This is a genomic window from Mycobacterium sp. UM_11 (genome assembly GCF_001414075.1).
Taxonomy (GTDB): Bacteria; Actinomycetota; Actinomycetes; order Mycobacteriales; family Mycobacteriaceae; genus Mycobacterium.
In genome coordinates, this window is the sequence record NZ_LATC01000074.1 from 1 (window position 1) to 25,984 (window position 25,984).

Sequence of the window (25,984 nt, forward strand, 5' to 3'; positions counted from 1 at the left end):
GTGTATAAGAGACAGTCTCCGAACAGCTGATGCCGCACTGGTTGCTGTCCCTGCAGACCGAGGCGACGCGGCGCAATAGCACCGCGCCGCAGGTGATCTTGACCGCCACCAACAGCGAGCACGCCATCGCCGCGGTCCGCGACGGCAGCGTCGACCTCGGCTTCGTCGAAAACCCTGGCACGCCAAAGGGATTGGCGACCTGTGTGGTGGGGCAGGACGAACTGGTGATCGTCGTGCCGCCCGGCCACAAGTGGACGCGGCGGGCGCGGGGGGTGACCGCCCGCGAACTCGCGGAAACGCCGCTGGTGGCGCGCGAACCGCATTCGGGCATCCGGGATTCGCTCACCCAGGCGCTGCGTCACGTGCTGGGCGAGGACATGGAGCAGGCGCCCCCCGTGCTGGAGCTGACGTCGGCGGCGGCGATGCGCGCCGCCGTCCTCGCGGGCGCCGGGCCCGCGGCGATGAGCCGGCTGGCGGTGGCTGACGACCTGGCGGTCGGGCGGCTGAGCGCGGTCACCATCCCGAAGTTGGATCTGCGGCGCAAGTTCCGCGCGATCTGGGTGGGCGGTCGCACCCCGCCGGCCGGGGCGGTGCGAGACCTGTTGAGCCACATCGTCAGCCGTCAGGCCGCAGCGTCGGCCTCCAGCGCCTCGTCGTAGCGATCGAGCACGGTCTCGGCCACCAGCCGGTGCGCGCCCAGCGGCGCGGCCATCGGAATGTCGTTGTCCCGCGCGAAGGTTGAGACGCCGTCGGTGAGCAGGCCCGGGGCCAGGAACCACGGCGCGATGACGAGCCGCCGCGCCCCGCGGCGGCGCAGCTGGGCGGCGGCTTTTTGCACCGACGCCTCGGGCCGGGTGGCGAACGCCGTCGTCGCCGCGGCCCAGCGGGTGCCGACCGCGAGGCGGGACGCCACCGTCGACGTGCGGGCGTTCGCCGCGGTGTTGGACGAGCCGATCGCGACGACCATCACGCCGAGGTCGTCGTCATCCGGGGATACCCCGATCTCGGTGAGGCGCTCCCGCAGCACCGAGACCAGCCGCTCGTCCTCGCCGAGCACGTCGGCCTGCCGGATGCCGTGGGCCCCGGCGTCCGCGATCTGCTTCGGGATGTCCAGGCGCGCGTGGTAGGCGCTGGCCAGCAGCAGCGGGGCCACCACGGCGCGGCGGCTGTCGGGCAGGCCGGCCAGCACGTCGACGAAGTTCGGCTCGTTGAGCTCGAGGAACGCCAGCCGCACGTCGAGGTCGGGGCGCAGGCCGGCCAGCCGGTCGGACACCGCGCGCGCGTTGGAGCCCGACCGGGGGTCGCGGCTGCCGTGGGCGGTGAGTACCAGCGTGCTCATGAGGCGTGTAACCCGCATTCGACCTTGTTTCGTCCCCGCCAGCGTCCGCTGCGAGGATCGTCACCCTCGGCCGGCTTGGTGGTGCAGGGGGCGCAGCCGATGGACGGGTAGCCCTCCTCGACTAGCGGGTTGACCAGAACGTTGTGGCGCTCGATGTAGTCCCGGACGTCCTCGTCGGTCCAGCCCGCGATGGGGTTGACCTTGATCAGCTCGAACGATTCGTCGAAGCTGATCAGCGGCGCGTTCGCGCGGGTGGCGGCCTCCGCCCGGCGCAGCCCGCTGACCCACGCGGCGTAGCCGCGCAGCGCGCGGCGCAGGGGCAGGACCTTGCGCCGGCGGCAGCATTCGTTGGGGTCGCGGGCGAACAGCTCCTTGCCCAGCAGTTCGTCCTGCTCCTGCACGGTGTGCTCGGGGGTGACGTTGAGCAGGTGGATGTCGTAGGCGGACTCGACCGCATCGCGGGTGCCAATCGTTTCGGCGAAGTGGTAGCCGGTGTCCAGGAACACCACCGGCACGCCCGGCCGCACCTCGGAGGCGAGCGAAACCACCACGGCGTCTTGCATATTGGCGGCGACCACGTACTGACAACCCGGGCCGTCGGCACCGCCGAAGTGCTCGTCGGTCCACCGCAGGACGTCGACGGCGCCGGCGTCCTCCATCTCGGCGGCGCCGCGCTCGGCCAGCTCGCGCAGCTGTTCCTTGGTGAAGTTGATCGCCACCATCGGGTCCTCAGCTCCTATCGCAGGTCGGCCTCGTCGGCGCGCAGCGCCCAGGACGCGAAGGTCTCGTTGCCCTCCCGGCGGTCGAGGAAGTTGCGCGTCACCCGGTCGATGTAGTCGCCGAGCTCGTCGCTGGTCACCTTGTGCTGACGCAGCTTTCGGCCGAACCCGCTCGCCTCGCCCAGGCCGCCGCCCAGGTGGACCTGGAAGCCCTCGACCGAATTGCCCTCGCCGTCGTCGATCCACTGGCCCTTGAAGCCGATGTCGGCCACCTGGATTCGCGCGCACGAGTTCGGGCATCCGTTCAGATGGACGCTGATCGGCACGTCCAGCCTGGAGTCGACGTCGGCCAGGCGCTGCTCCAGCTCGGGCACCAAAGTCTGTGTGCGGACGCGGGTTTCGGCGAAGGACAGCTTGCAGAACTCGATGCCGGTGCAGGCCATGGTGTTCTTGCGCCACGCGGAGGGCCGCGACGGCAGGCCGAGGTCATCGAGTGCGGCGACCGTCTCGTCGACGCGGTCGTCGGGCACGTCGAGGATGACCAGCTTCTGGAACGGGGTCAGCCGGGCCCGGTCGGAGCCGACCTTCTCCATCAGGTCGGCCACCGCCGACAGCGTGGTGCCCGAGACGCGGCCGGCGATCGGGGCGACGCCAATGGCGTTGTGCCCGTTCTTGATCTTCTGCACCCCGACGTGGTCGATGGTCTGCTTGACTCGCTCGGGCGCCGGGCCGTCGATGAGCCGTCGGTGCAGGTACTCGGTTTCGAGGACCTTGCGGAATTTCTCGACGCCCCAGTCCTTGATCAGGAATTTCAGCCGGGCCTTGGCGCGCAGCCGCCGGTAGCCGTGGTCGCGGAACGCCTTGGTGACGGCCTCCCACACGTCGGGCACCTCGTCCAGCGGGATCCACACGCCGACCCGTTGGGCCAGCATCGGATTGGTCGACAGGCCACCGCCCACCCACAGGTCCAGGCCGGGTCCGTGCTCGGGGTGGTTGACGCCGACGAACGCGACGTCGTGGGTTTCGTGCGAGACGTCCTGCAGGCCCGAGACCGCGGTCTTGTATTTGCGTGGCAGGTTGGCGTATTCGGGGTTGTTCATGGAGCGCCGGACGATCTCGTCGATCGCAGGGGAGGGGTCGAGCACCTCGTCGAGCGAGTCACCGGCCAGCGGCGAACCGTGGATGCCGCGCGGGCAGTCACCGCAGGCCTCGGTGGTCTGCAGTCCGACGGAATCCAGGCGCCGCCAGATCTCGGGGACGTCCTCGATGCGAATCCAGTGCAGCTGCAGGTTTTCCCGGTCGCTGATGTCGGCGGTGTCGCGGGCGAATTCGGTCGAGATCTGACCGAGCGTGCGCATCGCGTGCGCCGTCAACGGTTTCCCGTCCGTGCGGACGCGCATCATGAAGTACTTGGCTTCGATCTTGTCGGTGTTGTCGTCGCCGGTCCAGCTGCCGTCGTAGCCCTGCTCGCGCTGGGTGTACAGGCCCATCCAGCGGAAGCGCCCGCGCAGATCCGAGTGGTCGATGCTGTCGAAACCCTGGTGGGCGTAGACGTTGACGATCCGGTCGCGCACGTTGAGCGGCGCGTCGTCGTTCTTGATCTTCTCGGTGTCGTTGAGCGGTTCGCGGTCGCCCAGCGACCACTGGCCCTCGCTGCGGGTCTTGGCGGGACGTGCTGTGGTCATGGGGTGCTCCTTCGCGGTGCTGGGCTGCAGGGCTGCCGGCCGCGGCATCGACGCGATGATGTTGTCTTCGTTAGGGGACGGGCGCTTCGTTGCGCCCACGTCTCATGGCTTCATGGTGCCCGGCATGGGTGTCGGCGAGTAGAGGTCGCGCCGTTGTGAGGGCACAACGGTTGGTTGTGTGTGTGCGCGATTTGAGTCACACCCGCCACAGCAGCCTCTGGAATCGGAGGCACCCTACGTGCCCGCCTCATAGCGACAATTCGCGGGCAGCACAACGCGGAACGGCCCGAGTCGGCCGGTTGTCGCTATGAGGCGGGCACCTCGCCTAATCCCTCGAACTCGCCGGGGAAGTTCGTGCGGCGAAACCGGGGGCGGCGCGGAGCGGCGGGCGTAGCATCAGCTCACGCTCAACGGCGAGCGAGGTACACATGAGCCACAGCGACTCGACCGACGTCGACAAATGGGACCGCGACCTGACCGAACATGTCGTCGCGCTGACCCGCCCGATCGTCAAGCACTATTTCCGGTCCGAGGTGCGGGGCCTGGACAATATCCCGCCCGGGGCGTCGTTGATGGTGGGGAATCATTCCGGCGGCATGACGACGTTCGATTGGTCGGTGTTGGCCGTCGACTACTACGACAAGTACGGCTACGACCGCCCGCTGTACGCGCTCGCTTTCGACACCATCTTCGCCGGGCCCGCCGGTGAGTTCTTCCGGCGCACGGGGGTGATCCGGGCGACGCGCGAGAACGCCGCCAAGGCCTTGGCCTCCGGCTCCCCGGTGCTGGTCTTCCCCGGCGGCGACTTCGACGTCTACCGGTCCACCTTGCGGGAGAACAGCATCGACTTCGACGGGCGCACCGGTTACATCACCACCGCGATCGAGGCCAATGTCCCGATCGTTCCCGCCGTCTCCATCGGCGGGCAGGAGAGCCAGTTTTTCGTGAGCCGCGGCCGGTGGCTGTCCCGGGCGTTGCGGCTCACCAAGCTGGAGCGCAAATTCTTCCGAACCGACATCCTGCCCATCACTTTCGGCTTTCCATTCGGGCTCAGCGTGCTCGCGCCGGTCAACATGCCGCTGCCCACCAAGCTCGTCACCGAGGTGTTGCCGCCCATCAACGTTGCCAAGTTCGCCGACGCCCACGACCTCAAGCGTGTCGACGCGCACGTGCGGTGGGTGATGCAGAAGGGGCTGAAAGAGCTTGCCGCCCAGCGTCATTACCCGGTGATCGGTTAGGTCCCCGCAAACACCACGTCGGGGTTGAGGATGCCCGCCGGGTCGAAGCTGTGCTTGATGCGGCGCATCAGGTCGATCTTCACCGGGTCTTCGAGTTCGAGATAGTACGGGGTCTTGGCGCGGCCCAGGCCGTGTTCGCCGGAGATGGCGCCGCCCAATTCCATTGCCAGCGCGAAGATGTCGGTCATCAGCTTCTTGCGGGTGTCAGGGTCCTTGCAGAAGATGGCCAGGTGCACGTTGCCGTCGCCGGCGTGCCCGCAGCCCGCTGCTGCGCCGCCGGCGGCCGCCGCCAATCCGCGGGCGGCGGACAGGAACTTCGGCATCGCGCCGCGCGGCACCACGGTGTCGATGAGGTCGTCGGCGCCGACGGCCTTCAGCGTCCAGAACGCCTTCTCCCGCGCCTCGATCAGCTTGCGCGCCGAACCGCCTTCCAGCACATAGGCATCCACGGCGCCCAGTTCGGCCAGCAGCTCGCCGGCCTTCTCGACGTCCTCGTCCAGCCGCTCCGCCGTCCGGTTTTCAAGGGCCACAACGAGATACGCGTCGCAGCTGTCGCGAACGCTGTCGGGAACACCGAGCTCCAGGTTTTGGGTGTGCACCAGCGCGGCCATCGTCACGTTGTCGATGTATTCCAGGATGTAGGGCGCGAGGCCGCTTCCCACGATCTTGGGCACCGCCGTCATGACCTGGTCGAAATCGGCGAACGGCGCGAGCACGGCGGCGTTGTGGTCGAGCCGCGGGTGCAGCTTGACGGTCACCTCGGTGGCCAGGGCCAGGGTGCCCTCCGAGCCGACGATGAGCTGGGTGAGGTCGTAGCCGGTGGAGATCTTGGCGATCTTGCCGCCGGTGCGGATGAGCTCACCGGTCGGCAGCGCCGCCTGCAACCCGAGCACGTTCTGGCGGGCGATGCCGTACTTGACGGCGTTCATCCCGCCGGCGTTGGTGCCGACGTTGCCGCCCACGCTGGACGACAGCTCGCCCGGGTGCACCATGTAGCGCAGGCCGGTGTCGGCGGTGGCGGCGTCCAGCTCGGTGAGCGTCACCCCGGGTTGGACGACGGCGACCTGGTTGGTGGTGTCGACCTCCAGCACGGCGTTCATCCGCTCGAAGGAGATCAGCAGCCCGTCGGCCCGCGGGATGGCCGCGCCCGACAACCCCGTTCCGGACCCGCGGGCCGTCACCGGCACACCGTTGTCCGAGGCGGCCTTGAGCAGTTGCGAAACCGCTTCCGCGCTAGCCGGTTTGGCGACGTACGCCGGGCGCTGCGGCGGCTTGGTCAGCACCTCGTCGTGCCAGTAGTCCTCGGGGATGGCGTCGCCGGTCAGCAGGTTGTGCTGGCCGACGATCTCGGCGAACCGCGCCGTCATGTCGCTCATGGGACTTCACCCTATCGCCGGAGTGAGGTGATCGATGGCCGCTCGCATCTCGCCGCCGACGATCGGCACGCAGTCGTCGGGGAGGTCGGTGGTGACGTCCACGCCGCCGAGTCCGTCGAGGAATCTCGGCAGCTGCTCCATCGCGCCGGTGGGCAGGTCGTGCAGCACCACCACGGTGTGCAGTTGGCTCTGAGTGTCGGCGAGCGCCCGGTCGACCCACCCGGTCGGGTCGGCCCAGTCGCGCGGGACGCTGTTCCACAGGACGCAGGTGTAGTTCTCCGTCAGGAGATACTCGATCGCCGTCAGGTTCAGGCAGCGCCGTTCCAGTGCGCCCTCCGTTCCCCACGGCCGGAAGTAGCGATCGCCGTTGCCGAAGCCGTCCAAAATCTTCTGCGTGCTGCGGATCTCGTGCAGGGTTTCCGCCGCGGAGAGTTCGCCGAGAGGCCGGCCATGGGTGAGGGAGTGGTTGCCGATCCGGTGCCCGTCGCGCACGACGCGCTCGAGCAACCGATGCCCCGCCGGGGAGGAGACGTTCTCGCCGACGACGAAGAAGATGGCCGACATCCCGCGCTCGGCCAAGGCGTCGAGAACCTGGTCCGTGACCCCGGGGGTCGGGCCGTTGTCAAAGGTCAAGGAGATTCTCGGTCGCATCAATCCACATCCTACTCTTGCCTGACTGATCGATCAGTTAGTATCCTGGCGGGGTGACTGTGACCGTGCCGAAGTCCGAGGTTCCCGCCGGCGCCGCCCGGCAGCGGATCCTGCAGACGACCATCGAGTGCTTCTGCGCGTACGGCTATGAAAAGTCCTCGATGAAGCTGATCTCGACGCGGGCCGGTGTCTCGCAGACGCTGCTGCACTATCACTTCGAGACGAAGGAAAAGCTGTTTCAGGCGGCCATCGACGACATGGCCAAGCGCATGTTCGCCACGGCGTCGGCGCGGCTGCCGCACGGCATGTCGGTGCGCGAGGGCCTGACCGAGGCGGCCGGCCTGATGTACGCCCTGTTCATCGACAACATCGACGCGGTCATGTTCATGGTCGAGTTCGCCGCGGCCGCCAACCACAACGAGTTCTTGCGCGCCGCGTATGTCGACTATCGCGACACCCAGCGCCGGCAGCTCGCCGAGGCGCTGCGCAGCATCGCCGGCGACGATGCGCCGCAACCCTTGATCGACGAGTCGGTGCGGCTTTTCGAAACCGTGCTGCTGGGTATGTCCATGCAGCGTCCGTTCGTATCCGACACGACGGGCTTTCGGCGCGACTTCGACGTGTTCGCCCAACTGCTCGCCGCCCGCATCACCGAAGGATTGGAAAGGCGATGACCGCCAACCTCACCGTGCAACCGATGGTCGAAGATTCGGTGGTCGGCTCCGGCGGCAAACGAATCTTCGTGCGCCGCTACGACAACCCCAACGCCGACTACGTCCTGGTGCTGGTGCACGGCACCGCGGGGAACAGCGAGAGTTACGACGCGTTCGCCGAGCACATGCGCCGCAATTACCGGGCGGCCGTCTATTCGTTCGACCTGACCGGGCACGGCCGCACGGAGGGCGAGCCGGGCGTGTTCAGCTTTGAGGATTTCCTCGAAGACACCAGGGCCGTCACCGATTACGCGGCGCGGCGCACGTCCCTCCCGGTCGTCCTGCACGGCGCGAGCCAGGGTGGCGAGGTCGCGTTCCACGCGCTGGACGCGTGCCCGGCCGTAACGGCCGGGGTGTGCATGAACATCTTGTTGAACCACGAGGCGCCGATGAGCCCGGCGATCCGGTTGTTCCGGTCGCGACCGGCGAAGTGGGCGGCCGAAAAGCTTGGCGATCGGGTGCGGGTCCCGCTGCGGCGGGTCATCGATTTCGAGGCCGCCTACCAGGAAGACCCCGGGCTGCTGGACAAGAAGAAGAAAGACCCGTTCTACGTCTGGCGGTACGGGCTCAAGAGCTATCACTCGGTGTTCAACTACGTGCCGCCAAAACCCGCCGCCGCCAACACGAAACCCGTCCTGGTCACCTGCGGGGAGCACGACGAAATCGTCGGCGCCGAACACTGCCGAACCTGCTTCGAGCGGATCGGCGGGCCCAAGGACATCTTCATGATGCCCGGCGGTGGCCACCAGCTTATGCTGTTCGACACGAACGTCTACAGCCGCGTGATCGACTCGTGGATTTCCGAACGCGTGCTCGGGGACGCGAAGTCGTGGCAGCCGCCGATCGAACCCGAAGAGCGGCGATTCTTCGAATTCCTCGAGCGCGAACGGGCCAACGACGCGGCGGGCGAGCCCGAGTACCGCTATTCGGCGATCGACCGCTTGCTGATGCGGATCAGCAACGGCACGATCGAGCGCGGCGTGCGGTACTTCTCCAACGCCGAGGTGAGCGACCAGTGGCGCTTCACCGCCGAGCTCGTCGGCGAGATCGACTACGCGGCATGGGATTTCCTGCGCGACTACCTGCCGCCCATCGAGGGCGAGCGGCCGCGGATGGCGGTGGTTGGTTGCGGAGCCGGCGGGGCGATCGCGGGATTGCTCGACCGATATCCGGGGTTGCGCGGCTGGGACGTCGTGGGCGTCGACGTCGACTACAAGTCGATCGACGCCGCGCGCAGGCGGTTCGCCGACCGGGCCGGGGTGACCTTCGTCGTCGGCGACGCGCGTGACCCGGAGGTGTTGGGGGACAACCGCTTCGACCTGGTCTACCTACACGGGGTGCTCGACCACTGCACCGAGCACCGCCGCCTGATGGACACCGTGTTCCGCGCGCTGAAACCGGGCGGCCGGATGTTCTACGTCGCACCGGATCGCAACGTGTGCACCTGGCTGTGCTTCGTGACCGTCGGGCCGCTGTTCGTGTTCGGTCTGCACAAGCCGAACCACGACTTCCGCCGGTTCCCCCGCCCCGCCGAGCTGAACGCCCTGCTGGAGGGGGCCGGCTTCGAGCTGCTGCGCCGGCGAGGCCGGCCGGGCAGGCCCGCGATGGTCGGGGTCGAATACAAGTCGGGGATGAACCCGTTCCCCGTCAAGAAGTCGGTGCGCACGCGCGCCCTCGGCGAGGAAATCTTCGAGCACACCGAGCCGCGGTGGTGGCTGAGGAACGGCTTCGTCGGCGAGTACGCGGGGGCGGTGCAGAAACCGCCTGCTGTTTGACTCCTGTTGAGTAGCTAGTTTCGATTCCGGATCGGGTGGTTACTCGGAATCAGGCCAGCCAGCTTTCCGACAGGAGATCGACACGGACCTCCAGGGAACTCAGTCTCACCGCGGTGAAGTGCCTCCGGCGCCGGGCGGTCTCCTTGGCGACGGCCGGTACGAGCTGCGGGGTGTGCTCGGCCGCGGGGCGATGGCCGAGGTGCGCGACGGCTGGGACCGCAAGCTGGGCCGGCCCATCGCCGTCAAGCTGCTCTACCCCGGGATCGCGGACCGTCCCGACAGCCGCCTGCGATTCGACACCGAGGCGCGAGCGGCCGCGCGGTTGACCGGGCGGCACGTCGTGGTCGTCCATGACGTCGGCGAGCATCAGGGGTTGCCGTTCATCGTGATGGAGAGGCTGCCAGGGGTGTCGCTGGCCGACCACATCGCCCGCGGGCCGCTGCCGCCGCCGTTCGTGCACGCCGTCCTCGACGGCGTCCTGGACGCCCTGGCCGAGGCGCATCACGCCGGCATCCTGCACCGCGACGTCAAGCCCGGCAACATCCTGTTCACCGCCACCGGCGAACCCAAGCTCGCCGACTTCGGCATCGCCAAAACGGCCGGCGCCGCCTACACCCGGGCGGGCGAAGTCGTCGGGAGCATGGCCTATCTGAGCCCCGAGCGGCTGACGTCCAAACCGGCCAGCGTGGTCGACGACCTCTACGCCGTCGGCGTGGTCGGTTACGAGGCGCTGACCGGGCGGCGGCCGTTCCCGCAGGAGGACCTGGGCGCGCTGGCGCACGCCATCCTGCACGACTCGCCGCCGCCGATCGCCGCCCTGCGCCCCGACGTGCCACCGCCGCTTGCCGCCGCGATCGAACGAGCGATGGCGCGCGACCCCGCGTCGCGATTCGACGAGGCCGGCGCGATGCGCGCCGCGCTGTTCGGCGCCGAACCCTTGAGGGCTCCCGTCGGCACCCGGGTCATGGAGGCGCCGCCGCCCGCCGTGCTGACCTACGTCCCCGCTTTGGAGCCGCACAGCCCCCGCCGCAAATGGTGGGTCGCGGGCATCCTCGCCGCGTTCCTGTTGGCGATGCTGCTGCTGGCCATCGATCCGCCGTTCTCGTCGCCACCGCCCACGCCCACGACGACCACCACCACACCGGCGCCGCCCCCGACGACGACCACCACCACGCCCAGCAGCACGCCGCAGCCGGCCCCAGCACCGCCGCCCGGGCACGGGGGGCCCAAGCACAAGGGTGGGCACGGAGGCTGAGCCGATATGGGATCGGTAGCCGGCGATTCGTTGTGTGATTGCGGGATGAACAAGAAGTGGATGGCCGGCGCGCTGCTGACGGCCGGTATCGGCGCGGGGTTGGCCGCCGGCACCGCGCAGGCCGACCCGTACGGCCACGTCGGCGGGAACTGCCCGGCCGGGCACACCTGCGGCAAGTGGTGCCCCGGCGAGCGCGTCCCGGACAACTTCATCAACTGGGACATGGGCGTGTGCCACCTCTACTACTACGACTACCGCGGCGTGGTCGACGCCGACAGCGGCGCCGTCTACGGATGGCCCGGCGGCCCGATCAACGCCACCCCCCACCCGGCGCCGGCCGGACCGCCCAACTTCAACTGCGGCCTGTTCTGGTGCCCCGTGCCGCCGCACGCGTGAGCCGCCGCACGTTACGTCCTCGGCCAATATGGGAACCCGCCGGGCTGGACCTGTTCCGCCTCGCGAAAGGACTGCCCATTGACCTCGCGGCTCGGCACCCGTTTTGGCCCCTACGAGCTGCGCTCACTGATCGGTGCGGGCGCGACCGGCGAGGTCTACCGGGCGTACGACACGGTTAAGGACCGGACGGTCGCGGTCAAGCTGTTGCCTGCCGCGATGGCGGCCGAAGATGGCTTCCAGCAACGGTTTCAGCGTGACTGCGCCATTGCCGCGCGATTGACCGAACCCCACGTCACCCCGGTGCACGACTTCGGGTCGATCGACGGGGTCTTCTTTGTCGACATGCAGCTGGTCGAGGGTGGCAGCCTGCGCGACCTGCTGCGGTCGCAAGGCGCGTTGGAGGCGCCGCGGGCCGCGTCGATCGTCGCGCAGGTGGCCCGGGCGCTGGACGCCGCGCACGCCGCCGGGCTGGTGCACCTGGGCGTGCGGCCCGAGCACGTGCTGCTGACGCCCGATCACTTCGCGTATGTCGTCGACTTCGGTCTTGGGCACGCCGATGGGTCACGCGTGTACATGGCGCCCGAGCGGTTTACCACCGGCCGCGTCGGCCCGCAGACCGACGTGTACTCGCTGGCCTGCCTGCTCTATGAATGCCTCACCGGCCAGCCGCCGTTCGAAGGCGGCGCGGAGGAGTTGAAGCGCGCGCACCTGTTGTCGCCGGCGCCGAGGCCCAGCATCATGCGCCGCGGCGTGGGCCGGGCCTTTGACGACGTGATCGCCCGCGGTATGGCCAAACAGCGGTCGGCGCGGTTCGGCTCCGCGGGTGAGCTCGCCCGGGCGGCAAGTGAGGCCGTGAACGCGGCATACGAACCGGTTGGCGTCGGGGCGGGGGCCCTTGGTACCCGCCCGTTTGAGGCGGTGTATCCGAACCCGGACGACACCGGTTTCAGCCCGTATCCGGTTGTCGAAGCGCCATCGCCGTTGCCGCGTCGGCCTTTTGGTGGCCGCGGGCCGCTGCTGGCGATCGGGGCGGCGCTGGCGCTGGTGGTCGTCGGGCTTGTGGTGGCGCTGGTCTCGGCGTTGCTGGGTGGTGGCTCGCCGCCACCGGCCGCGGTTAAGCCTTCTGGTCCCGCGCCGTCCAGCCCGCCGCCGCCGAAGACGCCGACGCTGTCGGCTCCGGTGCAGGGCGCCGACGGGTTGGGGTTCGTCGGCGAGACGGCCCGCTGCGATCCGGGGAATCCGCCGGTGGCCGTGGTGCGCACCGCTAAGTCGCTGGCGGTGGTGTGCCAAAACCTCAGCGGCAGTTACTACTACCGTGGTGAGCGCATCAGCGACGGCGCCCACATCGAGCTGTCCAACGCGGAGCGCGCAGGGGACGGGTTCGATGTCACCAACCCGGTCGACGGCGTCGTCTACGAGGTGCGGCCCAATCGGTTGCGGATCATCAGCGGCAGCCACGTCGATTCGTCGGAGCCGGTCCTGCAGTACGCGACGGCGTCGTAACGATCTAGGCCGGCCGGCTGCCGACCTCCAGGCCGGCCAGCTCGCAGGTGCCGTCGAACACCATGCGGCCGTATTCGCTTACCCTGCAACGCAATCGGCCTGCGAGGTGTTCGAAGTCGGTGTCGATGTTGCGCCGCTGCGCGGGCAGCGGAACGGGTAGGACGTGCGGATCCGCCTGGGTGCCGTCGCCGTCCAGCTCGATGCGGTAGCGCGGTGTGCGCGCCGATATTGTCCAGCGTCCGTCGCCGACGTCCGATCGCACGGGCGCCGGTGGGGTCACCCGGATGACGCGGTCGCCGAGCCGTACGACGACACCGGTGACGTCCCTGCGGATCGGGCCGAGCTGAAGAAGGCCACCCGAGAAGGCGACCGAGACGTCGGCGTCGCCGAAATCGTGGGCCTGACCCCACCACCAGCGCTCGGGGAAGCCCGCGCCCCAGTTGCGTTCCGTGTACAGCCGGGCGCCCTTGAACGACCACGTGCGGTCACGGAATTCGACTGTGCCGCCGGCTTTTCCGCCGAGCCGGTAGGGATGCCAGTATTGGTTGAGGAACGGGACCGACGAGAAGACCCCACCTCCGCCGAAGGCCTTGGACCAGTTGAACGGATCGGTGAAATGCAGGTTGAGATGGATGCCGTCGAGGTCGATCTGGAGCCGATCGAGGTACGCCGCCAGGCGGCAGTCGGGAGCGGTCCCGGCGTGCACCGAGAAGGTCGACGAGTCGGCGTGGGCGCCGTCCATGACCGCGGAGCGCACCACGTCGCCGGGATGCAGCGCTACCGCGACGGTGGCCCAGTCGCCGTCGGGATGCCGGTTCACGCTGCACAGCGCGACGACGACGCGACCCGAGGCGGCATCGGTGAGGCGCCAGAACCAGCCCTCCATTTCGGTTCCGTGCGAGGGAACCGGATCGCCGAAGGGCACGTCGGCGCCGGTGCGTCGATAGGCATGGACCAGTGGCCCGACCGTGTTCCCGGCTATCCAGCGCAGGTAGGCGGCGGTCATCTCCGCTCCGCCAGCCCCGACTGCACGAGCGCGTCGTCGATGAAGCGCTGCACGGGCCGCGAGCGGAAGAATCCGGTGTGACCGCCTGGGTACCACTGGATTTCGGGTTTGCCCCAGTGCTCCCAGAGCCGGGTGACCTGGTCGCGCGGGTGGACCAGCCGGTCGGCGAGGCCCGCGTAGATGAAGCGGCCCGCTTTCGGCACGCGCGGTGTCAGCGCCAGCGGCGAGATCATCCGGCCGAGGGGCTTGGCTTCATTCATGGTCTGCCGCAGGGCGGCGTGGCCGCTGAGGCCGGCGTGGCGGCCGACCAGGTTCACCAGGTCGACGGCCGGCACCCCGAGGATGGCGCAGGTGAGGCCGTCGTCGAGGCTGGCGACCAGCGACGAGATCAGGCCGCCCAGGGAGATGCCGTTGACGCCGATTTGGGCGTCGGGCTGTTGCGTGCGGATCCAGGTGAGGAGCCGCCGGATGTCCCAGACCGCCTGGGCGGCGCCGTGGACGTCGTCGAGCACGTCCTCGCTGGGGAACTTCGGTCCGCCGCTTGCTCGGGGGCCGTGCAGGGGCAGTACCGGGAGCACGACGTTGAGGTCGAGCTGCCGGTACAGATGCCAGGCGTGGAACAGCATCGGGTCGAGCGCGGCGCGTCCCATCTCGGCGCCGTGGATGCAGATCAGCCAGGGCCGCGGCCGGCGGTGCCGGAACATCAGGGCGTATTCGCGGTTGTTGCCGGTGTAGCTGCGCCACCGTTCCCGGCCGGGTTCGCCTTCGTAGGGGTCGTAGTCGCTGTCGAAGGACAGCCGCTCGTAGTTGCGTCCCATGTTGCTCACGCGCTTGACCGTCACGTCGGTGAGCGGCGGGGGCGGGGCGAAGAATCCCTCGGGATTGTCGAGCCAGCCCTTGTCTTTGTAGAACTCTTGTGCGGCAAGGACTTCGCTGTCGATTCGTTGCAGCGTTTCGGCGTCGGGGGCCCGGCGCAGCATGCTGAAGCCGCTCAGCAGGATTTCGTCGCGGAACGCCTGCGCCGCGAGCGCGATGGTGGGCCGGGCGACCGGCAGCTCGTCGGGCTGGCGATCGAGGTAGGTGCCCCAGGAGCGGGCGTAGAAGCCGCCGGTCCGGGTGAACGGCCCGAGTAGTTGGGTGATGGGGTTGGCGGGCATCTAGCCTCGCTTTGCTCCGGGGGTGAAGGTGACCGGCAGGTTGGCGAGACCGGTCATGCTGGGGTTGCCGAGGTATTGGTGGACGTGTTGGGCGTCGACTTTGTAGTCGGGGATGCGGTCGAGGACGGCTTTGACCATGACTTCGGCCATCAGCCTAGCGAGGTGCGAGCCGATGCAGCGGTGCGGCCCGAGCCCGAAGGCGACGTGACGGTTGGGCGCGCGATCGAGGACGATCTCGTCGGGCTTTTCGAATTCTTTTTCGTCGTGGTTGGCGGAGAGCCAGCTGATGACGACTCTGTCGTTCTTTCGCAGGCGTTGGCCATTGAGCTCGACGTCGTGAGTGACTGTGCGGCTGAGGGTTTGGTTGACGCTGAAGTAGCGCAGGAATTCGTCGGTGGCGGTGCGGTAGAGCTCGGGGTGGTCGATGAGTTGTTGTCTCAGGTCTGGGTGGGTGCCCAGGTGGTGGAGCGTGAGCGCCGTTTGCGAGGTGGTTGTGTCGACGCCGCCGCCGATGAGGTTCCAGAGGATGTTGAGCAGCTGGTCGTCGGTGAGGCGGTGGCCGTCGAACTCGAACTGGAGGAGGAAGCTGGTGAGGTCGTCGGTCGGTTTGGCCCGTCTGCCGGCCGCGTACTCGAGGACTTCTTCCATCATCTTCGGGACCTTGGCGATGGCGTTTTTGTACTCGTCGCTGTCCTGGGGCACGGCCATGACGGAGTGGAAGAGGTGGGCGTAGAGGTGCCAGTTGTCGAGGGGAAGGCCCATCAGCTTCATGGTGAGGATGGCCGGGACCGGGCTGGCGTAGTCGAGGACGAGGTCCATGCGGCCGTCTTCGATTTTCTGGTCGAGGAACTCGTGCGCCTTGTGTTCCATGAAGGGCTTGAGTTTTTGGACGGCGCCGGGGGAGAAGAACGGGGCCAGGGCGTGTCTGAGCGCCTGATGGTACGGGCCGTCGACCTCGCCGATGCCCAGGGCCGGCTGGCCGTCGGGGCGCGGGACGCCCATCTCGCCTTGGTAGTCAACGCCGTCTTTTGAGTTGGGCTCGTACTTGTGGGCGAAGGTGTCACCGTCTCTGGCCGTTCGGCTGACCGCGTCGTAGCTGCTGAGGAACCAGAATCCGCCGTAATTCTTGTTCCAGGCGACGGGGCACCTGCTTCTCAGGTCTTTGTTGATGGCGTTTTCGTTGAGGTTGAACGCGTCGGAATGGTGGTCGAAGTCGACGATCGCGTCTTCGGCGACGTCGGGACGGATTGTCATCTGGGTTGGTCCTCCACCGTGCCGCGCGATCGGCTATCTGCACTATCTTTGCATTATTACGCGCCGGGTTCTGCCGAGAAAGGCCACGATGAGTAGTCACCGGACGACCTTCAACCACGTCGGATTGTGCGTCTCCGACCGTGAGCGGTCGCGGCGGTTCTATGAAAATGTGCTGGGGTTTCAGTTCTGGTGGGAGCTCGATCCGCCCGACGGCCCGACGGCCAAGCTGGTCCAGCTTCCCGAGCCGCTCGGGGTGCATGCGACGTATCTGGTCCGCGACGGGTTCGTGCTCGAGTTAATGGACTACTCGAAGCGTCAGGCTCACGCCGGGTCGGAGCGGGTGATGGATCAGGTTGGGCTGACGCACATCTCGTTCTCGGTGTCCGACCTTGCCGGGGCGTTGGCTCGGGTGGCCGAGTTCGGGGGAGCGGTGGTCGAGGAGACCGTGACCGAGGCGATGGCGATGATTCGGGATCCGGACGGGCAGCTGTTGGAGTTGCTTTCGGACGGGTGGTTGTCGGCGCTGCCGTCTCGGCCCTAAAGCGGGGCGGCGAGACGCACGGCTGAACAACTAAGGGTGGGAAGCTTCTATTCGCACCCGACGCCATTACCGTCCCGGTCAAGGCCGTAAATGTCCTTTCCGACTACAGTCACAGGTCCGGAAACATAGGCGGGCCCATTACCGCCACCGCCGGCACAGTCAACGTCACTGGCGATGGGAACGCAGGCGCCCGAGTAGTTCGGGTCGCACGATGAGCCGGGTGCTTGGGGCATGGGCGCTACGTACGGGCCTGTTGATCGCATGAACGTCACATCGCTTGGACTGGCGCCCGACGATGCCGCCAAGATTAGCCCTACGGCGAACCCTATTATCAGCACTGTCAATTTCCGCATGGTGGCGAATCGTATCCCAGGTATCGCCGCCTTGGCCCTAAATCGCAATCGGTCTCACCTGCTTCGGTGAGATTACTCAGCCGGGGGAAGCAGCGTTCGTTTATATTCACGTCACGACAACGGAAACGCGATGTCGAGGCGCTCGGTCCGTTTATATCCCGCCCAAGTCGGCACTCCTGCGGGCTGCGCGCGGTAAATGCCTTGCGCCGCCGCTACGACTCGGTCATGCTGCGTCGGCCACTCAATCTGGGCGGCGACGTGTTCGAGGACGTCTCGATTGCGGCCCAGGACGCGGTCCACGATCGAGACCGCAGGCAATGCACCACCCTTGTCGCCGTTGCAGCGCGCGCAGGCCAGCACCAGGTTGGCCAAGCCATCGATGCCTACGAGCCACCAGGGCAGCATATGGTCAACCGGATTGTTGGGGGGCAGGTGCACGCCGCAGTAGAAACACTTTGCGCCGAAGGCTTCTTTGAGAGAGTGGCGGACGGCGGCCAGTGCGGTGCGTTCACGGCCGAACAGGTGGCCCGCGACGTCGGGAACCTTGTCATAGAGGAATTTATTCATCCGGCGCACGTCGTCGACCCACATGATCTCCAGCGCCGGCTTGAGCAGCCCAGCGAGCCGAGCGAGGCCGTGTGCAATCCCGGGCTTCAGTTCGATGGCGTCGCCATGTGCCCTCAGCGTCGATCGCGATACCTGATCGTGCAGAAACGAGTCGTCGTAGAGGAAAGGGTCGTTCGTTGAAGCCCCAGGAAGCTTCTGCAGCCGATACAACGGCTGCTGAGCGAGACACAGTGTGATTTCGTTAAGGGCGCTTCGATATGCAACAGGCGCGCGCGACCTGGCGACATCCACCGACGCGCCTATGTGAGCGAACCCGGCCGCCTGACGCAACGAGTTTGTGGCGGCCAGGATTCGAGGGCGTGGTTGGGTGGATTGGCGCAGCTCTTGGCCGTCGAACGGCCGCACCTGCTGCCAGTAGATCTCCAGCACACGATGCGCCAGATCGGGGATTGAAACCCGCAGCGGATCGCTTGGTCGGTCGGGCATGTTCTCGATGCAGTGGTCGATCAAGGCCATCAGCGCGCCGAGCTTGTAGGTAGCGGTGCGCAGACCGGTCTCGAGGATCGCGACCACCCGTTGCCCGAGCAGGAGCGGATCGAGCGACTCATCTTCCATGGCCATACCTCAACGTCAGCCTCCGAAGGTAGAACGGCACCACTGCATTATCGCGAGGGAGAGGGATAGCGTGGGCAAACTTGTGCGGGTCATGAGTCCCGACATCATCCGCACTTCCGGACGCAAACCCGTCGAGACCACCGCCTAGGGTCGCTGATCGGCTCAAGGTTCTACGATCGACGCCGCTTGGACGACGTCCCACCAGGTCACGACGATTGGCGCGCCGTCACGAACTTTCGATGTTAGAACTTCTAGGTCGATCGAGTCGGCCCAGGTGGGCAGACGTTCGACGAAGTCCAGATCGGCCACGAAGTAGATATCACCGCGAGGGTTGGGATACCCAGTGACCAACAACTCGGCTGCCGTCGCTGGCCGCCAGCGGGCTACCTTCGCAGCGCGGGCCACATGAAGGGAGCCATTCCGGTTCTCGTACAAGAGAAGAAGCTTGGCGCCGAGCTCTCGCCCGCCTATTTCGACGGCGCCAACCCGATCTCCCGCACGAATGTTGTATTGCCGCAACCCTTCTATCCACCGAAGGTGCTCAACACTTCGGACGAAGCCAAGAAGGACATCCGTATCCGCAGGAGGTTCGTCCAGCAAGTCCGTTGTCAGCGATGACATGAGGATGGGCTCGTCAGGCCGATGCACAGTTGCGGTCCAGAAGCGGTGCCGCTCGTCGCGCGTAACTTGACTAGCGACATGTGTGAGCACATCGCTGAAGAACTGGTCGAGGGTCTCCGATGACGATGGAAGGCCATCGCTGCTCGGCCTGAGCGGGAAGGCGCCGAGCCCGGGCAGCACCTCTTTGAAGCCCGGATGTCGCCGGATGTCCTTGATCTCTAATCCCGGGTACAGCACGTACGCTCCTGCCGTTCGCGAGATCGCGTCTCGGTACGCGTGCATCTTGAGCAGGTCGTCGCGCTTAGCGCCGCCAGAAGCCGCTGAGTCCCAAGACAACTCATCTGAAACGGGGGTTGGTGTCAGCTGCGCGAGCAGATTGTCGACACGGTACTTCGCATCGAAATGCAGCCAGACCTCGAGCTCTTCCGTAGAAACCCGCGACGGTGTGCTGCCTTCTGGTCGAATGCAAACCGAGCAGTCGGGACGCATAGCTTGGCTCCAGGAGCCACGTTGGTCGTCTGCGCCAGCGAAGGTTCGATTGAAGAAGACCTCGACACGCAGTGGTCGGCCTCCTCGTCCGACCGACCACGACAACTTCGACGCGCGGCCTGATCGCATAGTCATGGAGAGCCCATCTCCAGCGGCAGTGAAGGCCCGCGCTGTCTGCTCTTTCCCGCAAACTCGCCCGAGTGAATCCACCACCGCAAGAAAACACCAGAACTCATAGAGCGTTGCGATGTTGCGTTGCGAGGCTGCGAAGACGTCGGTCATGTCCCCGCGATCAATGCGCAGCGAAGGACCCGACTCAGTCATCGCAAATGTTCGGAAAACTTCGCGGTATCCCGCACGTTTGAGTAACACCTGGTCCGACGTCGGCATCCTCCGCAAGGAGCTCACCGCGCGGAAGAGCGGGTGTGCCAGGTATTCGTCCAATTGAGAACCAACGTCAGCCGCGGTCTGCTGACCGCGGCGCAGCGGCCCTGACTCGACCTTCTGCGAAGCTAGCGATAGCCCGTCCAACAATTCCAGCGCGACGCCTCGCCAACGCTCCAACGCAAACTTGACGAACTGGTTAGCGGAGTTGTTGACGCTCGCTTCGGCGCGATCACGAGTTAGCGCCGCAGGCAAAGTTGTGAGTGTGGCCGAGCCACCCGTCCACGGCACCCGTGGACCGGGCGCGCAAACTGCACGACGAAAAGCGGCCCCGGCTGGAAACGGTGATCCAATCGGACGCACCTCATGCTCAGACACCCATGTGCGATGGGGCTGCGAGGTGATACGCGCAATTGCAGCCTCGAAGGCCGGATCCTGAAGGTGCGCCGCGATCATCGCGAAGCGGACGTATAGAAGTTCGGCAGGCAATTCACTCGGCTCTAGATCCAACATGCTTGGCGCGAATCCCTGCAACACTGCCTCGGCAGCGAACGAGGATACGTCAGTCAGCATCTGGCGATACTCAGTCTCGTGGCTTAGTTTGACGGCCACTACGTCCACCTCGGTCGTCCCTGTTAACCGCCTCGCACAATCAACGACCATGATCCGGAGACGCCCAACGGCTTGACCGGGTCGTAGCCTGCCGTGCTTCCGACTGGCATCATCAGCATCGAACAGCTCGCGCGGCTCGACTTCGACACGCGTTGCGTCGGTGGATATTTCGTAACGGTACGTCGCCGCTTCACGCAGCGCGAAGTCCCCACGCGCCGAGACCGTGATATCGTGCCGATCCGGCAGATTGGCGATTAACAGCTCACCGACGACATGACCATCTTCATCTCGGAGCGGCAGAAGCACCGAATCTCGGGACATGGCTACTCAGCGAAGCTGACGAACTGATTCGCGCGAACGGACTCGATCATCCGGCCAATCTTGTTGTGCGTGATGGGTAGTCGCGGGTCCGGGCCAGCCCCCATGGCCAACGCATCCAGCGCAGTAAGAACGGGCTCGACTCGCCGACGCGACCCGTGCACCTTAGGTAGGACCTTCTGCATCATCGCGAGGTCGAGCGCGGTATCAGCATCGGGGTCTCCCGTCGCTGCGAAGTACGCGCAGAACCGCAGGATCTCGTAGAGTGTTCTGTGCCCGAATTCTTGATTGGCGCCAGCCAGGATCGCGTGCGCCTGTCGAAGCCTCGACACAATCTCATCGCGAGCGGGATGAGGATGCTCTCGCTGCCAATCGTCGCTCTCCGCGAGCGACGCGAAAGCGCGCACTTGCTGGTCTTCTCCCGCCAGCGCAGCAATGGGCCGCTGAAGGTCGGCGTCGAGTTCATCGGAAGTCACCCGAAACTCAAAGGTGAAGGCCCTGTCGAGCACCTTCGGCGAGAACATGTAGGTCGTCTCGTCCACGTTGACCGTACCGACGACGAAAAGGTTCCGCGGCAAAGGCAGCCTCTGCGCTTCTACGTCGCGCAGGATCCACTGACGAGATGGTTCATCGAAGGCCAGATCCGGTAAGACCGGACGGCGCGATTCGACCCCAGAGAGAAAGTCGGAGAAGTAGCGCTCGACGTGGGCCAAGTTCATCTCGTCCAGGATTAACAAGTACGGGTGCTCAGGGTCGTCGGCCGCGCGAAGAACAAATTCGAACGCTTCCGGGACAAACCACACTGGCGCCCCGGACGGGGACGTACGTAGCGCATCCTCGTACCCAAATATGGATTCCGGACCCGTCCAGTCAGGCCGCACCGGTACGACGACGTGGCGAGGACGTCCGTGTCCATCTGTGCCGAACCATTCACCGAGCCTCATTGCGAGCTGAGTCTTGCCCGAACCGGCGAGCCCAGTAAGGATCGCAAACGGTTTAGCAAGGAGACTGCTCAAGAACGATCTGACAAGATTCGAGCCGGCCGGGAAGCGGAGACCAGATGCCTCGACTGCTTCGGCAAAGTTACGAAACAGTTCGGCCGGCGCCGGCGCCGCGGGTGTCGGCAGCGGCATAGGGCGTGGAACCGAAGGTAGATGCGTCGCAAGCTCGGGGAACCGTAGGGCCAGTTCGTTCACGAAGTCTCCCTGCAGGCGAAAGAGGTAGCCCTGTTGGACGGATCCGGAGACTGTGAACGGTGCGCCCTGCCGGATACGGGCACTCTCGTCGATAGCTGCAACCGCGACAGGCTCATTCAGTTCCTTGTACTGTGTCTCGACCAGCCGTCCGTCCTCCCTCCAAGCTTCGCCACCGAGCGGATTCGGCGCCGGTCTCGCGGCCGCAGTTACATGACTTACGGCTCGCAACGAGCCATTGCTGTAGTGCAGGACAACATCGCCTTCGCGAACCTCATCCATGGTCTCCCAGTGATGTTGCGGACGGCCCGTCTTGTCCAGCATCGGCGCCCAAAGGAACCCGCCATCGCGCCCTTTCGCATAAGACGTGCCTTGATTCACCCACCAAATCGAAGCCTGCTGTCCGAGGAAGGTGACCCCTTGCCCGGTTAGTCCACCGCTTGTATCAATGAGCCCACTCTCTAACAGGAGTTCTCGGTAGCGAGCACCCTGCGACTCGAAAGTCCGATCCGCTTGCCACTGGCCCGTGTTCGCGTGGGCTTCCAGTGCACGCCCCAAATCGTCGTTAGAGAAGCCGGGGGGCGAGTCACGAACAACCTGAAGAGCAATCCGGACGTCTCTAGCGAGCGGAGCCTGACCGCTAGACAGCCGGTCGCGAAGGACGTCCTTCTGGGTTTCACTAACAGTCCAGGGATTGTTTGGATCGACATTTTCGGCGTAGGTCATACCCGAGGCCGTGAGCGTCCACCCGCGCTCGTCCTCCGCCACCAGATCGAGCATCCGTGCATACCGCAGACAATCACGAGCTCGCCTGTCCGGGTTCTCGAACTGACCGTGGGACTTGAAGAGTTGCGCTGGATCGTCACCGAGGAGCTCGTTGATACTGGCCGAGCCAAGCTCGCCAAGGCGCGCGAGCAGTAGATTGCCATAACTGAACTTGAGGGTCGGAATGGACAGCACCCGTCTCAGGCTAGTTCGGAATGCCAGCGGCGCCCAGCCTCCGAGTTGCATCTGCCCTCGTGTCCCTTACGAGGCGGACTATCGTCCGACCTGTACTGCAACGATCGGCGTTGTTCGATAGAAATCGTCCTTGTCGCCGACCGAAACGCCGGCCCGCAGTCCTCAGCGACGACACCGATCGGCTACCCGAGTCCCGCACCGTCCGAGTGTCCCGCGGCCTTCCGTGCGTCGGGCGCCGTTGAAACGCCCCCGCGAATCCACATCGTTCTACGGCGGGCCACCTCGGCTAATCTGACGCCCGGCGGTTTTTGGGTCCGCAAGGGGAAACGATGAGCAAGACAGCCAAGACGACCATCGGGGTGACCGATTTGCACCCCATTGGTCGCGGCGTGGATCGCCCGGAACATGTCGTGGTTGCCCGCGATGGCCGCGTCTTCGCCTCAGACAAGGCCTCGGCCGTCGCAGAGCTCATCGACGAGAACACTGTTCGGCATATAGGCCAAGCGGGCGGCGAGCCGAACGGAATCGCTCTGGACCGCGACGGCCACTTTCTGATCGCCAACTGGGGCTTGGGTGTGCTGCAGGATCTCGACCCTGGGACCGGCAGGATTACCGCGATATTAAGCGAACAACTCGATCGACGCCCACTGCGATGGCTGAACTTCGTTCTGGTGGATTCCGTTGGGGCACTGTGGTGTTCGGTGAGTACGATGGCGGACGATCTGATGGATACCATCGCGCGAGGCACCCCCGACGGGTTCATCTTTCGGGTCGCACCGGATCGTCAATCGGCGCGAGTTGTTGCCGATGGTGTGAGCTTTCCGAACTGCATGGCGCTGGATCGCGACGAGGGCTATCTGTATGTGGTCCGCACGCTGGCCGCCGACGTGGTGCGATTTCCGATCGCAGGCGAAACACTCGGCCCCGACGAGCGATTCGGGCCGTCGCTAGGGGAGCGACGGCCCGATGAGTTCGGCCGCGACGCCGGCCGCCTAATGGCCGACCCGGAGGTGGGCCGCCGGTGGGCAATGGCCGACGGATGTGCGTTCGACGCCCACGGAAACCTATGGGTCACATTGGTTCTCGCCAACCGGATCGTTGCGATAAGCCCGCGCGGCCAAGCGACAACCGTGATAGAAGACCCCGACGGCGCGCTTCTACAAAGCCCCACCAGCATCGCCTGGGGCGGGGAGGACATGCGCGACATCTACATCGGCTCGATAACCACGCCGTACGTGCTAAAAGGCAGAAGCTCTGTGCCCGGCCTGCCGCTAATCCACCAGCGCTAGCCCGACGGCCCGGGCCTCATAAAGTCGGGCAGCGCCTGCTCCGGGTCGGCCGGGATCATCGACTCACCCAGCCCCCACAGCTGCCGAATCGTCGCACCGCCGTCCACGACGAGCGTCTGGCCGGTGATCCTGGCGGCCAACTCGGAGGACAGGAACAATGCGGCGTTGGCGATGTCATGCGCGCGGGGCGCCGCCAGCGGGTTGATCCCGTTGACGTTGTACTCGCCAGGAGGCTGGTCCTCGTTGCCGCTACCCACGTTGCCCGGCGCGACGGCATTGGCGCGAATCCCGTACCGGCCCAGTTCATCCGCGAAGGTCTTGACCAGGGAGATGACGCCGGCCTTGGCGGCGCCGTAGGCGGCGTGGTAGGTCGCCGAGGCGATGCCGTCGACCGATGCGACCGCCACCAGCGATCCGCCACTGCCTTGGGCGATCATGTACCGGGACGCGGCCTGAAAGAGGTAGAACACCTGGGTCAGGTTGTAATGGATTGCCGCGTCCCACAATTGGGGAGTGAAGTCCTCGACCTTCGACCACGTCGCCCCGCCGATGATGTCGACGCACACGTCGACCCCGCCCAGCGCCGCCTCGACGTCGTCGATCGCCCGGCCGACCTGCTCGGGGTCGGTCATGTCCGCGACGATCGGGACGGCGTGACCACCGCGGCCGACGATTTCGCCGGCAACTTGTTCCGCGCGCCGCTCGTCGATGTCGATGCAGGCCACCGAGGCGCCCGCTTCGGCAAGAACCAACGAGGTGAACCACCCGTGGCCCGCGCGCTCGGGGATGTAGCCCGCACCCGACACCACCGCGCGTTTACCCGAGAGCCCCAGATCGATCACGCCGACTGGTGTTCCTCAAGTCCGGTCGCCTGAGACGGTTCATCGCCTCGCCCACGAAACGGCGCGACGACGTGCCCACCCAAGTAGACGACCCCTCGGCCGGCCGCCACCAGCGCGCGGCCGGTCACACCGCCGACGGCCGCAAGGGTGGCCAAGGCGGCATCGAACACGCTCGGAATGTGGAAGTCCTCCCAGGCCTCCACCTGGTGCTGGCGGGCCTTCGCGAACCGGTCGAACTCGTCGCGCAGGGCGCCGCGCTGCCGACAAAGCTCGCGGACCGCCCAGAACCGGAAGCCGTCGACGGGCGCCGTCCGTCCGAACCGGTCGAGCACCTCTGTAGCGCTCCGGTAGATGTCGAGGTCCTCACGCAGGTGATGCTCGACGAGCCCCCGCGCCTCATCTATCGCCCGCAGCAGCTGCTCTGGCTCCTTGGCCTCGATCCGCGCGAGGTTCAGCCGCTGCCACTTGTGCAGCGCCTCCTCGGCGATCACCAGCAGGCCCAGGGTGTCACCAAGTCGGTTGTCGACCATGGCATTTCGCAGCTTCGCGGCGCGCTGTTGCACCGGCAACTCAGGACCGAACGACGCCAGGATACGGCTGACATGATTGCGCAGCTGCATGACGGCGACGTTGAGCGCCGGCCCCAGCGCGGCCACCGAATCCCAATACGCATCGGGCAGCGACCCGTACTTGTCCAACGACTCGACCATTCGCGAGACCGTCAGGCTGTTGCCAAGCACGTCGCCGGCGCGCTGCGCCCGAGCGACCTCGAGCACCGCCTCGACCTTGTCCTCCACCCGCCGGACGGCGTCCTCCACCTCGGCCACCGCGGACTTCAACGCCATCTGCACCGCGAGCAGCTGCGCCGACAGCATCACCTCCGGCCCGAGCAACTCCGGTCGCCATTGGGCAAAGAGGCCCTCGGCGCCCGTCGTCAGCCGGAAGAACCCGTCGCTGACCGGAACCAGGTTGCTTTCCCTCAGCGCGTCCACGGCGTCGCGGTGCAGCTGCACGTACGTCCCGGAGTCGGCCAGCAGCGAGGCCAGCCCGGCGATCGCCGCGTTCGCGAGCGAGGCGGCGTCGATGCCGGCGACACGCACGCCCTGCCCAGCGATGGCGCGGAGCCGCGTCAG

Annotated in this window: 21 protein-coding genes and 1 pseudogene; 9 read left to right on the plus strand and 13 right to left on the minus strand. The window is 66.4% G+C overall.

Annotated elements, in window-relative coordinates; translation table 11 throughout:
• Window positions 1-8 precede the first annotated feature (8 nt).
• Window positions 9-659 (plus strand): annotated as a pseudogene (locus WU80_RS17680) (LysR substrate-binding domain-containing protein); the annotation flags it as partial.
• Here the strand turns inward: WU80_RS17680 and WU80_RS17685 are convergent.
• The 3 genes from WU80_RS17685 to WU80_RS17695 are packed head-to-tail and all read right to left on the minus strand — an operon-like array spanning window position 623 to window position 3,743.
• Window positions 623-1,339, minus strand: a complete 717-nt coding sequence (locus tag WU80_RS17685; RefSeq protein WP_055404096.1) for a sirohydrochlorin chelatase — start codon at window positions 1,337-1,339, stop codon at window positions 623-625. The pseudogene WU80_RS17680 and the gene WU80_RS17685 sit on opposite strands and share 37 nt — an antisense overlap.
• Window positions 1,336-2,061, minus strand: coding sequence for a phosphoadenylyl-sulfate reductase (locus WU80_RS17690; RefSeq protein WP_055404097.1), 726 nt, complete (start codon window positions 2,059-2,061; stop codon window positions 1,336-1,338). The genes WU80_RS17685 and WU80_RS17690 overlap by 4 nt, the downstream gene beginning before the upstream one ends.
• 14 nt (window positions 2,062-2,075) lie before the next feature.
• Entirely contained in the window at window positions 2,076-3,743 is a 1,668-nt protein-coding gene (locus tag WU80_RS17695; RefSeq protein WP_055404098.1) for a nitrite/sulfite reductase, read from the minus strand.
• A 428-nt stretch (window positions 3,744-4,171) separates the two neighbouring features.
• On the opposite strand from WU80_RS17695, the gene WU80_RS17700 reads away from it, so the two are divergent.
• Entirely contained in the window at window positions 4,172-4,981 is an 810-nt protein-coding gene (locus WU80_RS17700; protein ID WP_055404099.1) for a lysophospholipid acyltransferase family protein, read from the plus strand.
• On the opposite strand, the gene WU80_RS17705 is transcribed toward WU80_RS17700, so the two are convergent.
• Both WU80_RS17705 and WU80_RS17710 read right to left on the minus strand, forming a co-directional pair.
• Window positions 4,978-6,357: an FAD-binding oxidoreductase gene (locus WU80_RS17705; RefSeq protein WP_055404100.1), complete on the minus strand. Its 1,380-nt coding sequence runs from the start codon at window positions 6,355-6,357 to the stop codon at window positions 4,978-4,980. The genes WU80_RS17700 and WU80_RS17705 overlap by 4 nt on opposite strands.
• A gap of 6 nt (window positions 6,358-6,363) precedes the next feature.
• Entirely contained in the window at window positions 6,364-7,008 is a 645-nt protein-coding gene (locus tag WU80_RS17710) for a polysaccharide deacetylase family protein (protein ID WP_082459914.1), read from the minus strand.
• A gap of 53 nt (window positions 7,009-7,061) precedes the next feature.
• Here WU80_RS17710 and WU80_RS17715 point away from each other — a divergent pair, with 53 nt between their 5' ends.
• The 5 genes from WU80_RS17715 to WU80_RS17735 all read left to right on the plus strand — a co-directional run bounded on the left by WU80_RS17715 (window position 7,062) and on the right by WU80_RS17735 (window position 12,650).
• Window positions 7,062-7,682, plus strand: a complete 621-nt coding sequence (locus WU80_RS17715) for a TetR/AcrR family transcriptional regulator (RefSeq protein WP_055404102.1) — start codon at window positions 7,062-7,064, stop codon at window positions 7,680-7,682.
• Window positions 7,679-9,496 carry an alpha/beta fold hydrolase gene (locus tag WU80_RS17720; protein WP_055404103.1) on the plus strand — a complete coding sequence of 606 codons (1,818 nt, stop codon included), beginning with the start codon at window positions 7,679-7,681 and terminating at the stop codon, window positions 9,494-9,496. Before WU80_RS17715 ends, WU80_RS17720 begins: the two co-directional genes overlap by 4 nt.
• Before the next feature lie 118 nt (window positions 9,497-9,614).
• Window positions 9,615-10,751, plus strand: a complete 1,137-nt coding sequence (locus WU80_RS17725; protein ID WP_055404104.1) for a serine/threonine-protein kinase — start codon at window positions 9,615-9,617, stop codon at window positions 10,749-10,751.
• A gap of 6 nt (window positions 10,752-10,757) precedes the next feature.
• Entirely contained in the window at window positions 10,758-11,147 is a 390-nt protein-coding gene (locus WU80_RS17730) for a hypothetical protein (protein WP_156349623.1), read from the plus strand.
• A gap of 78 nt (window positions 11,148-11,225) precedes the next feature.
• The gene (locus tag WU80_RS17735; RefSeq protein ID WP_055404106.1) at window positions 11,226-12,650 is read left to right on the plus strand and encodes a serine/threonine-protein kinase; all 1,425 of its coding nucleotides are present in this window, start codon (window positions 11,226-11,228) and stop codon (window positions 12,648-12,650) included.
• 4 nt (window positions 12,651-12,654) lie between these two features.
• On the opposite strand, the gene WU80_RS17740 is transcribed toward WU80_RS17735, so the two are convergent.
• The 3 genes from WU80_RS17740 to WU80_RS17750 are packed head-to-tail and all read right to left on the minus strand — an operon-like array spanning window position 12,655 to window position 16,067.
• On the minus strand, window positions 12,655-13,656 hold the full coding sequence (locus WU80_RS17740; protein WP_055404107.1) for a tocopherol cyclase family protein: 1,002 nt from the start codon (window positions 13,654-13,656) through the stop codon (window positions 12,655-12,657).
• Window positions 13,653-14,813, minus strand: a complete 1,161-nt coding sequence (locus WU80_RS17745; protein ID WP_055404108.1) for an alpha/beta hydrolase — start codon at window positions 14,811-14,813, stop codon at window positions 13,653-13,655. The genes WU80_RS17740 and WU80_RS17745 overlap by 4 nt, the downstream gene beginning before the upstream one ends.
• Window positions 14,814-16,067: a cytochrome P450 gene (locus tag WU80_RS17750; RefSeq protein ID WP_055404109.1), complete on the minus strand. Its 1,254-nt coding sequence runs from the start codon at window positions 16,065-16,067 to the stop codon at window positions 14,814-14,816. It lies immediately after the preceding gene.
• A gap of 88 nt (window positions 16,068-16,155) precedes the next feature.
• Between WU80_RS17750 and WU80_RS17755 the strand changes: the two genes are divergently transcribed.
• On the plus strand, window positions 16,156-16,608 hold the full coding sequence (locus WU80_RS17755) for a VOC family protein (RefSeq protein WP_055404110.1): 453 nt from the start codon (window positions 16,156-16,158) through the stop codon (window positions 16,606-16,608).
• Window positions 16,609-17,072: 464 nt separating this feature from the next.
• Here the strand turns inward: WU80_RS17755 and WU80_RS17760 are convergent, their stop codons facing one another.
• From WU80_RS17760 to WU80_RS25920, 3 genes are all read right to left on the minus strand, one after another.
• Complete coding sequence (locus WU80_RS17760) at window positions 17,073-18,143, minus strand: HNH endonuclease (RefSeq protein ID WP_055404116.1); 1,071 nt, start codon at window positions 18,141-18,143, stop codon at window positions 17,073-17,075.
• 162 nt (window positions 18,144-18,305) lie between these two features.
• Window positions 18,306-20,570 carry a DUF2357 domain-containing protein gene (locus tag WU80_RS25525; RefSeq protein ID WP_082459916.1) on the minus strand — a complete coding sequence of 755 codons (2,265 nt, stop codon included), beginning with the start codon at window positions 20,568-20,570 and terminating at the stop codon, window positions 18,306-18,308.
• A 2-nt stretch (window positions 20,571-20,572) separates the two neighbouring features.
• Window positions 20,573-22,720: an McrB family protein gene (locus WU80_RS25920; protein WP_156349624.1), complete on the minus strand. Its 2,148-nt coding sequence runs from the start codon at window positions 22,718-22,720 to the stop codon at window positions 20,573-20,575.
• A 329-nt stretch (window positions 22,721-23,049) separates the two neighbouring features.
• Here WU80_RS25920 and WU80_RS17780 point away from each other — a divergent pair, with 329 nt between their 5' ends.
• Window positions 23,050-24,009, plus strand: coding sequence for an SMP-30/gluconolactonase/LRE family protein (locus tag WU80_RS17780; RefSeq protein ID WP_055404114.1), 960 nt, complete (start codon window positions 23,050-23,052; stop codon window positions 24,007-24,009).
• Here the strand turns inward: WU80_RS17780 and WU80_RS17785 are convergent.
• Window positions 24,006-24,851, minus strand: a complete 846-nt coding sequence (locus WU80_RS17785) for an SDR family NAD(P)-dependent oxidoreductase (RefSeq protein WP_055404115.1) — start codon at window positions 24,849-24,851, stop codon at window positions 24,006-24,008. The genes WU80_RS17780 and WU80_RS17785 overlap by 4 nt on opposite strands.
• The coding region (locus WU80_RS26145) for a hypothetical protein (RefSeq protein WP_055405800.1) at window positions 24,848-25,984 on the minus strand (1,137 nt) is incomplete at its 5' end. The genes WU80_RS17785 and WU80_RS26145, both read right to left, overlap by 4 nt.

Bases quoted from the DNA above. Each gene is read 5' to 3' on its own strand.
- WU80_RS17685 (WP_055404096.1), bottom strand. From the start codon at position 1,339: ATGAGCACGCTGGTACTCACCGCCCACGGCAGCCGCGACCCCCGGTCG.
- WU80_RS17690 (WP_055404097.1), bottom strand. From the start codon at position 2,061: ATGGTGGCGATCAACTTCACCAAGGAACAGCTGCGCGAGCTGGCCGAG.
- WU80_RS17695 (WP_055404098.1), bottom strand. From the start codon at position 3,743: ATGACCACAGCACGTCCCGCCAAGACCCGCAGCGAGGGCCAGTGGTCG.
- WU80_RS17700 (WP_055404099.1), top strand. From the start codon at position 4,172: ATGAGCCACAGCGACTCGACCGACGTCGACAAATGGGACCGCGACCTG.
- WU80_RS17705 (WP_055404100.1), bottom strand. From the start codon at position 6,357: ATGAGCGACATGACGGCGCGGTTCGCCGAGATCGTCGGCCAGCACAAC.
- WU80_RS17710 (WP_082459914.1), bottom strand. From the start codon at position 7,008: ATGCGACCGAGAATCTCCTTGACCTTTGACAACGGCCCGACCCCCGGG.
- WU80_RS17720 (WP_055404103.1), top strand. From the start codon at position 7,679: ATGACCGCCAACCTCACCGTGCAACCGATGGTCGAAGATTCGGTGGTC.
- WU80_RS17730 (WP_156349623.1), top strand. From the start codon at position 10,758: ATGGGATCGGTAGCCGGCGATTCGTTGTGTGATTGCGGGATGAACAAG.
- WU80_RS17740 (WP_055404107.1), bottom strand. From the start codon at position 13,656: ATGACCGCCGCCTACCTGCGCTGGATAGCCGGGAACACGGTCGGGCCA.
- WU80_RS17745 (WP_055404108.1), bottom strand. From the start codon at position 14,813: ATGCCCGCCAACCCCATCACCCAACTACTCGGGCCGTTCACCCGGACC.
- WU80_RS17750 (WP_055404109.1), bottom strand. From the start codon at position 16,067: ATGACAATCCGTCCCGACGTCGCCGAAGACGCGATCGTCGACTTCGAC.
- WU80_RS17755 (WP_055404110.1), top strand. From the start codon at position 16,156: ATGAGTAGTCACCGGACGACCTTCAACCACGTCGGATTGTGCGTCTCC.
- WU80_RS17760 (WP_055404116.1), bottom strand. From the start codon at position 18,143: ATGGAAGATGAGTCGCTCGATCCGCTCCTGCTCGGGCAACGGGTGGTC.
- WU80_RS25525 (WP_082459916.1), bottom strand. From the start codon at position 20,570: ATGTCCCGAGATTCGGTGCTTCTGCCGCTCCGAGATGAAGATGGTCAT.
- WU80_RS17780 (WP_055404114.1), top strand. From the start codon at position 23,050: ATGAGCAAGACAGCCAAGACGACCATCGGGGTGACCGATTTGCACCCC.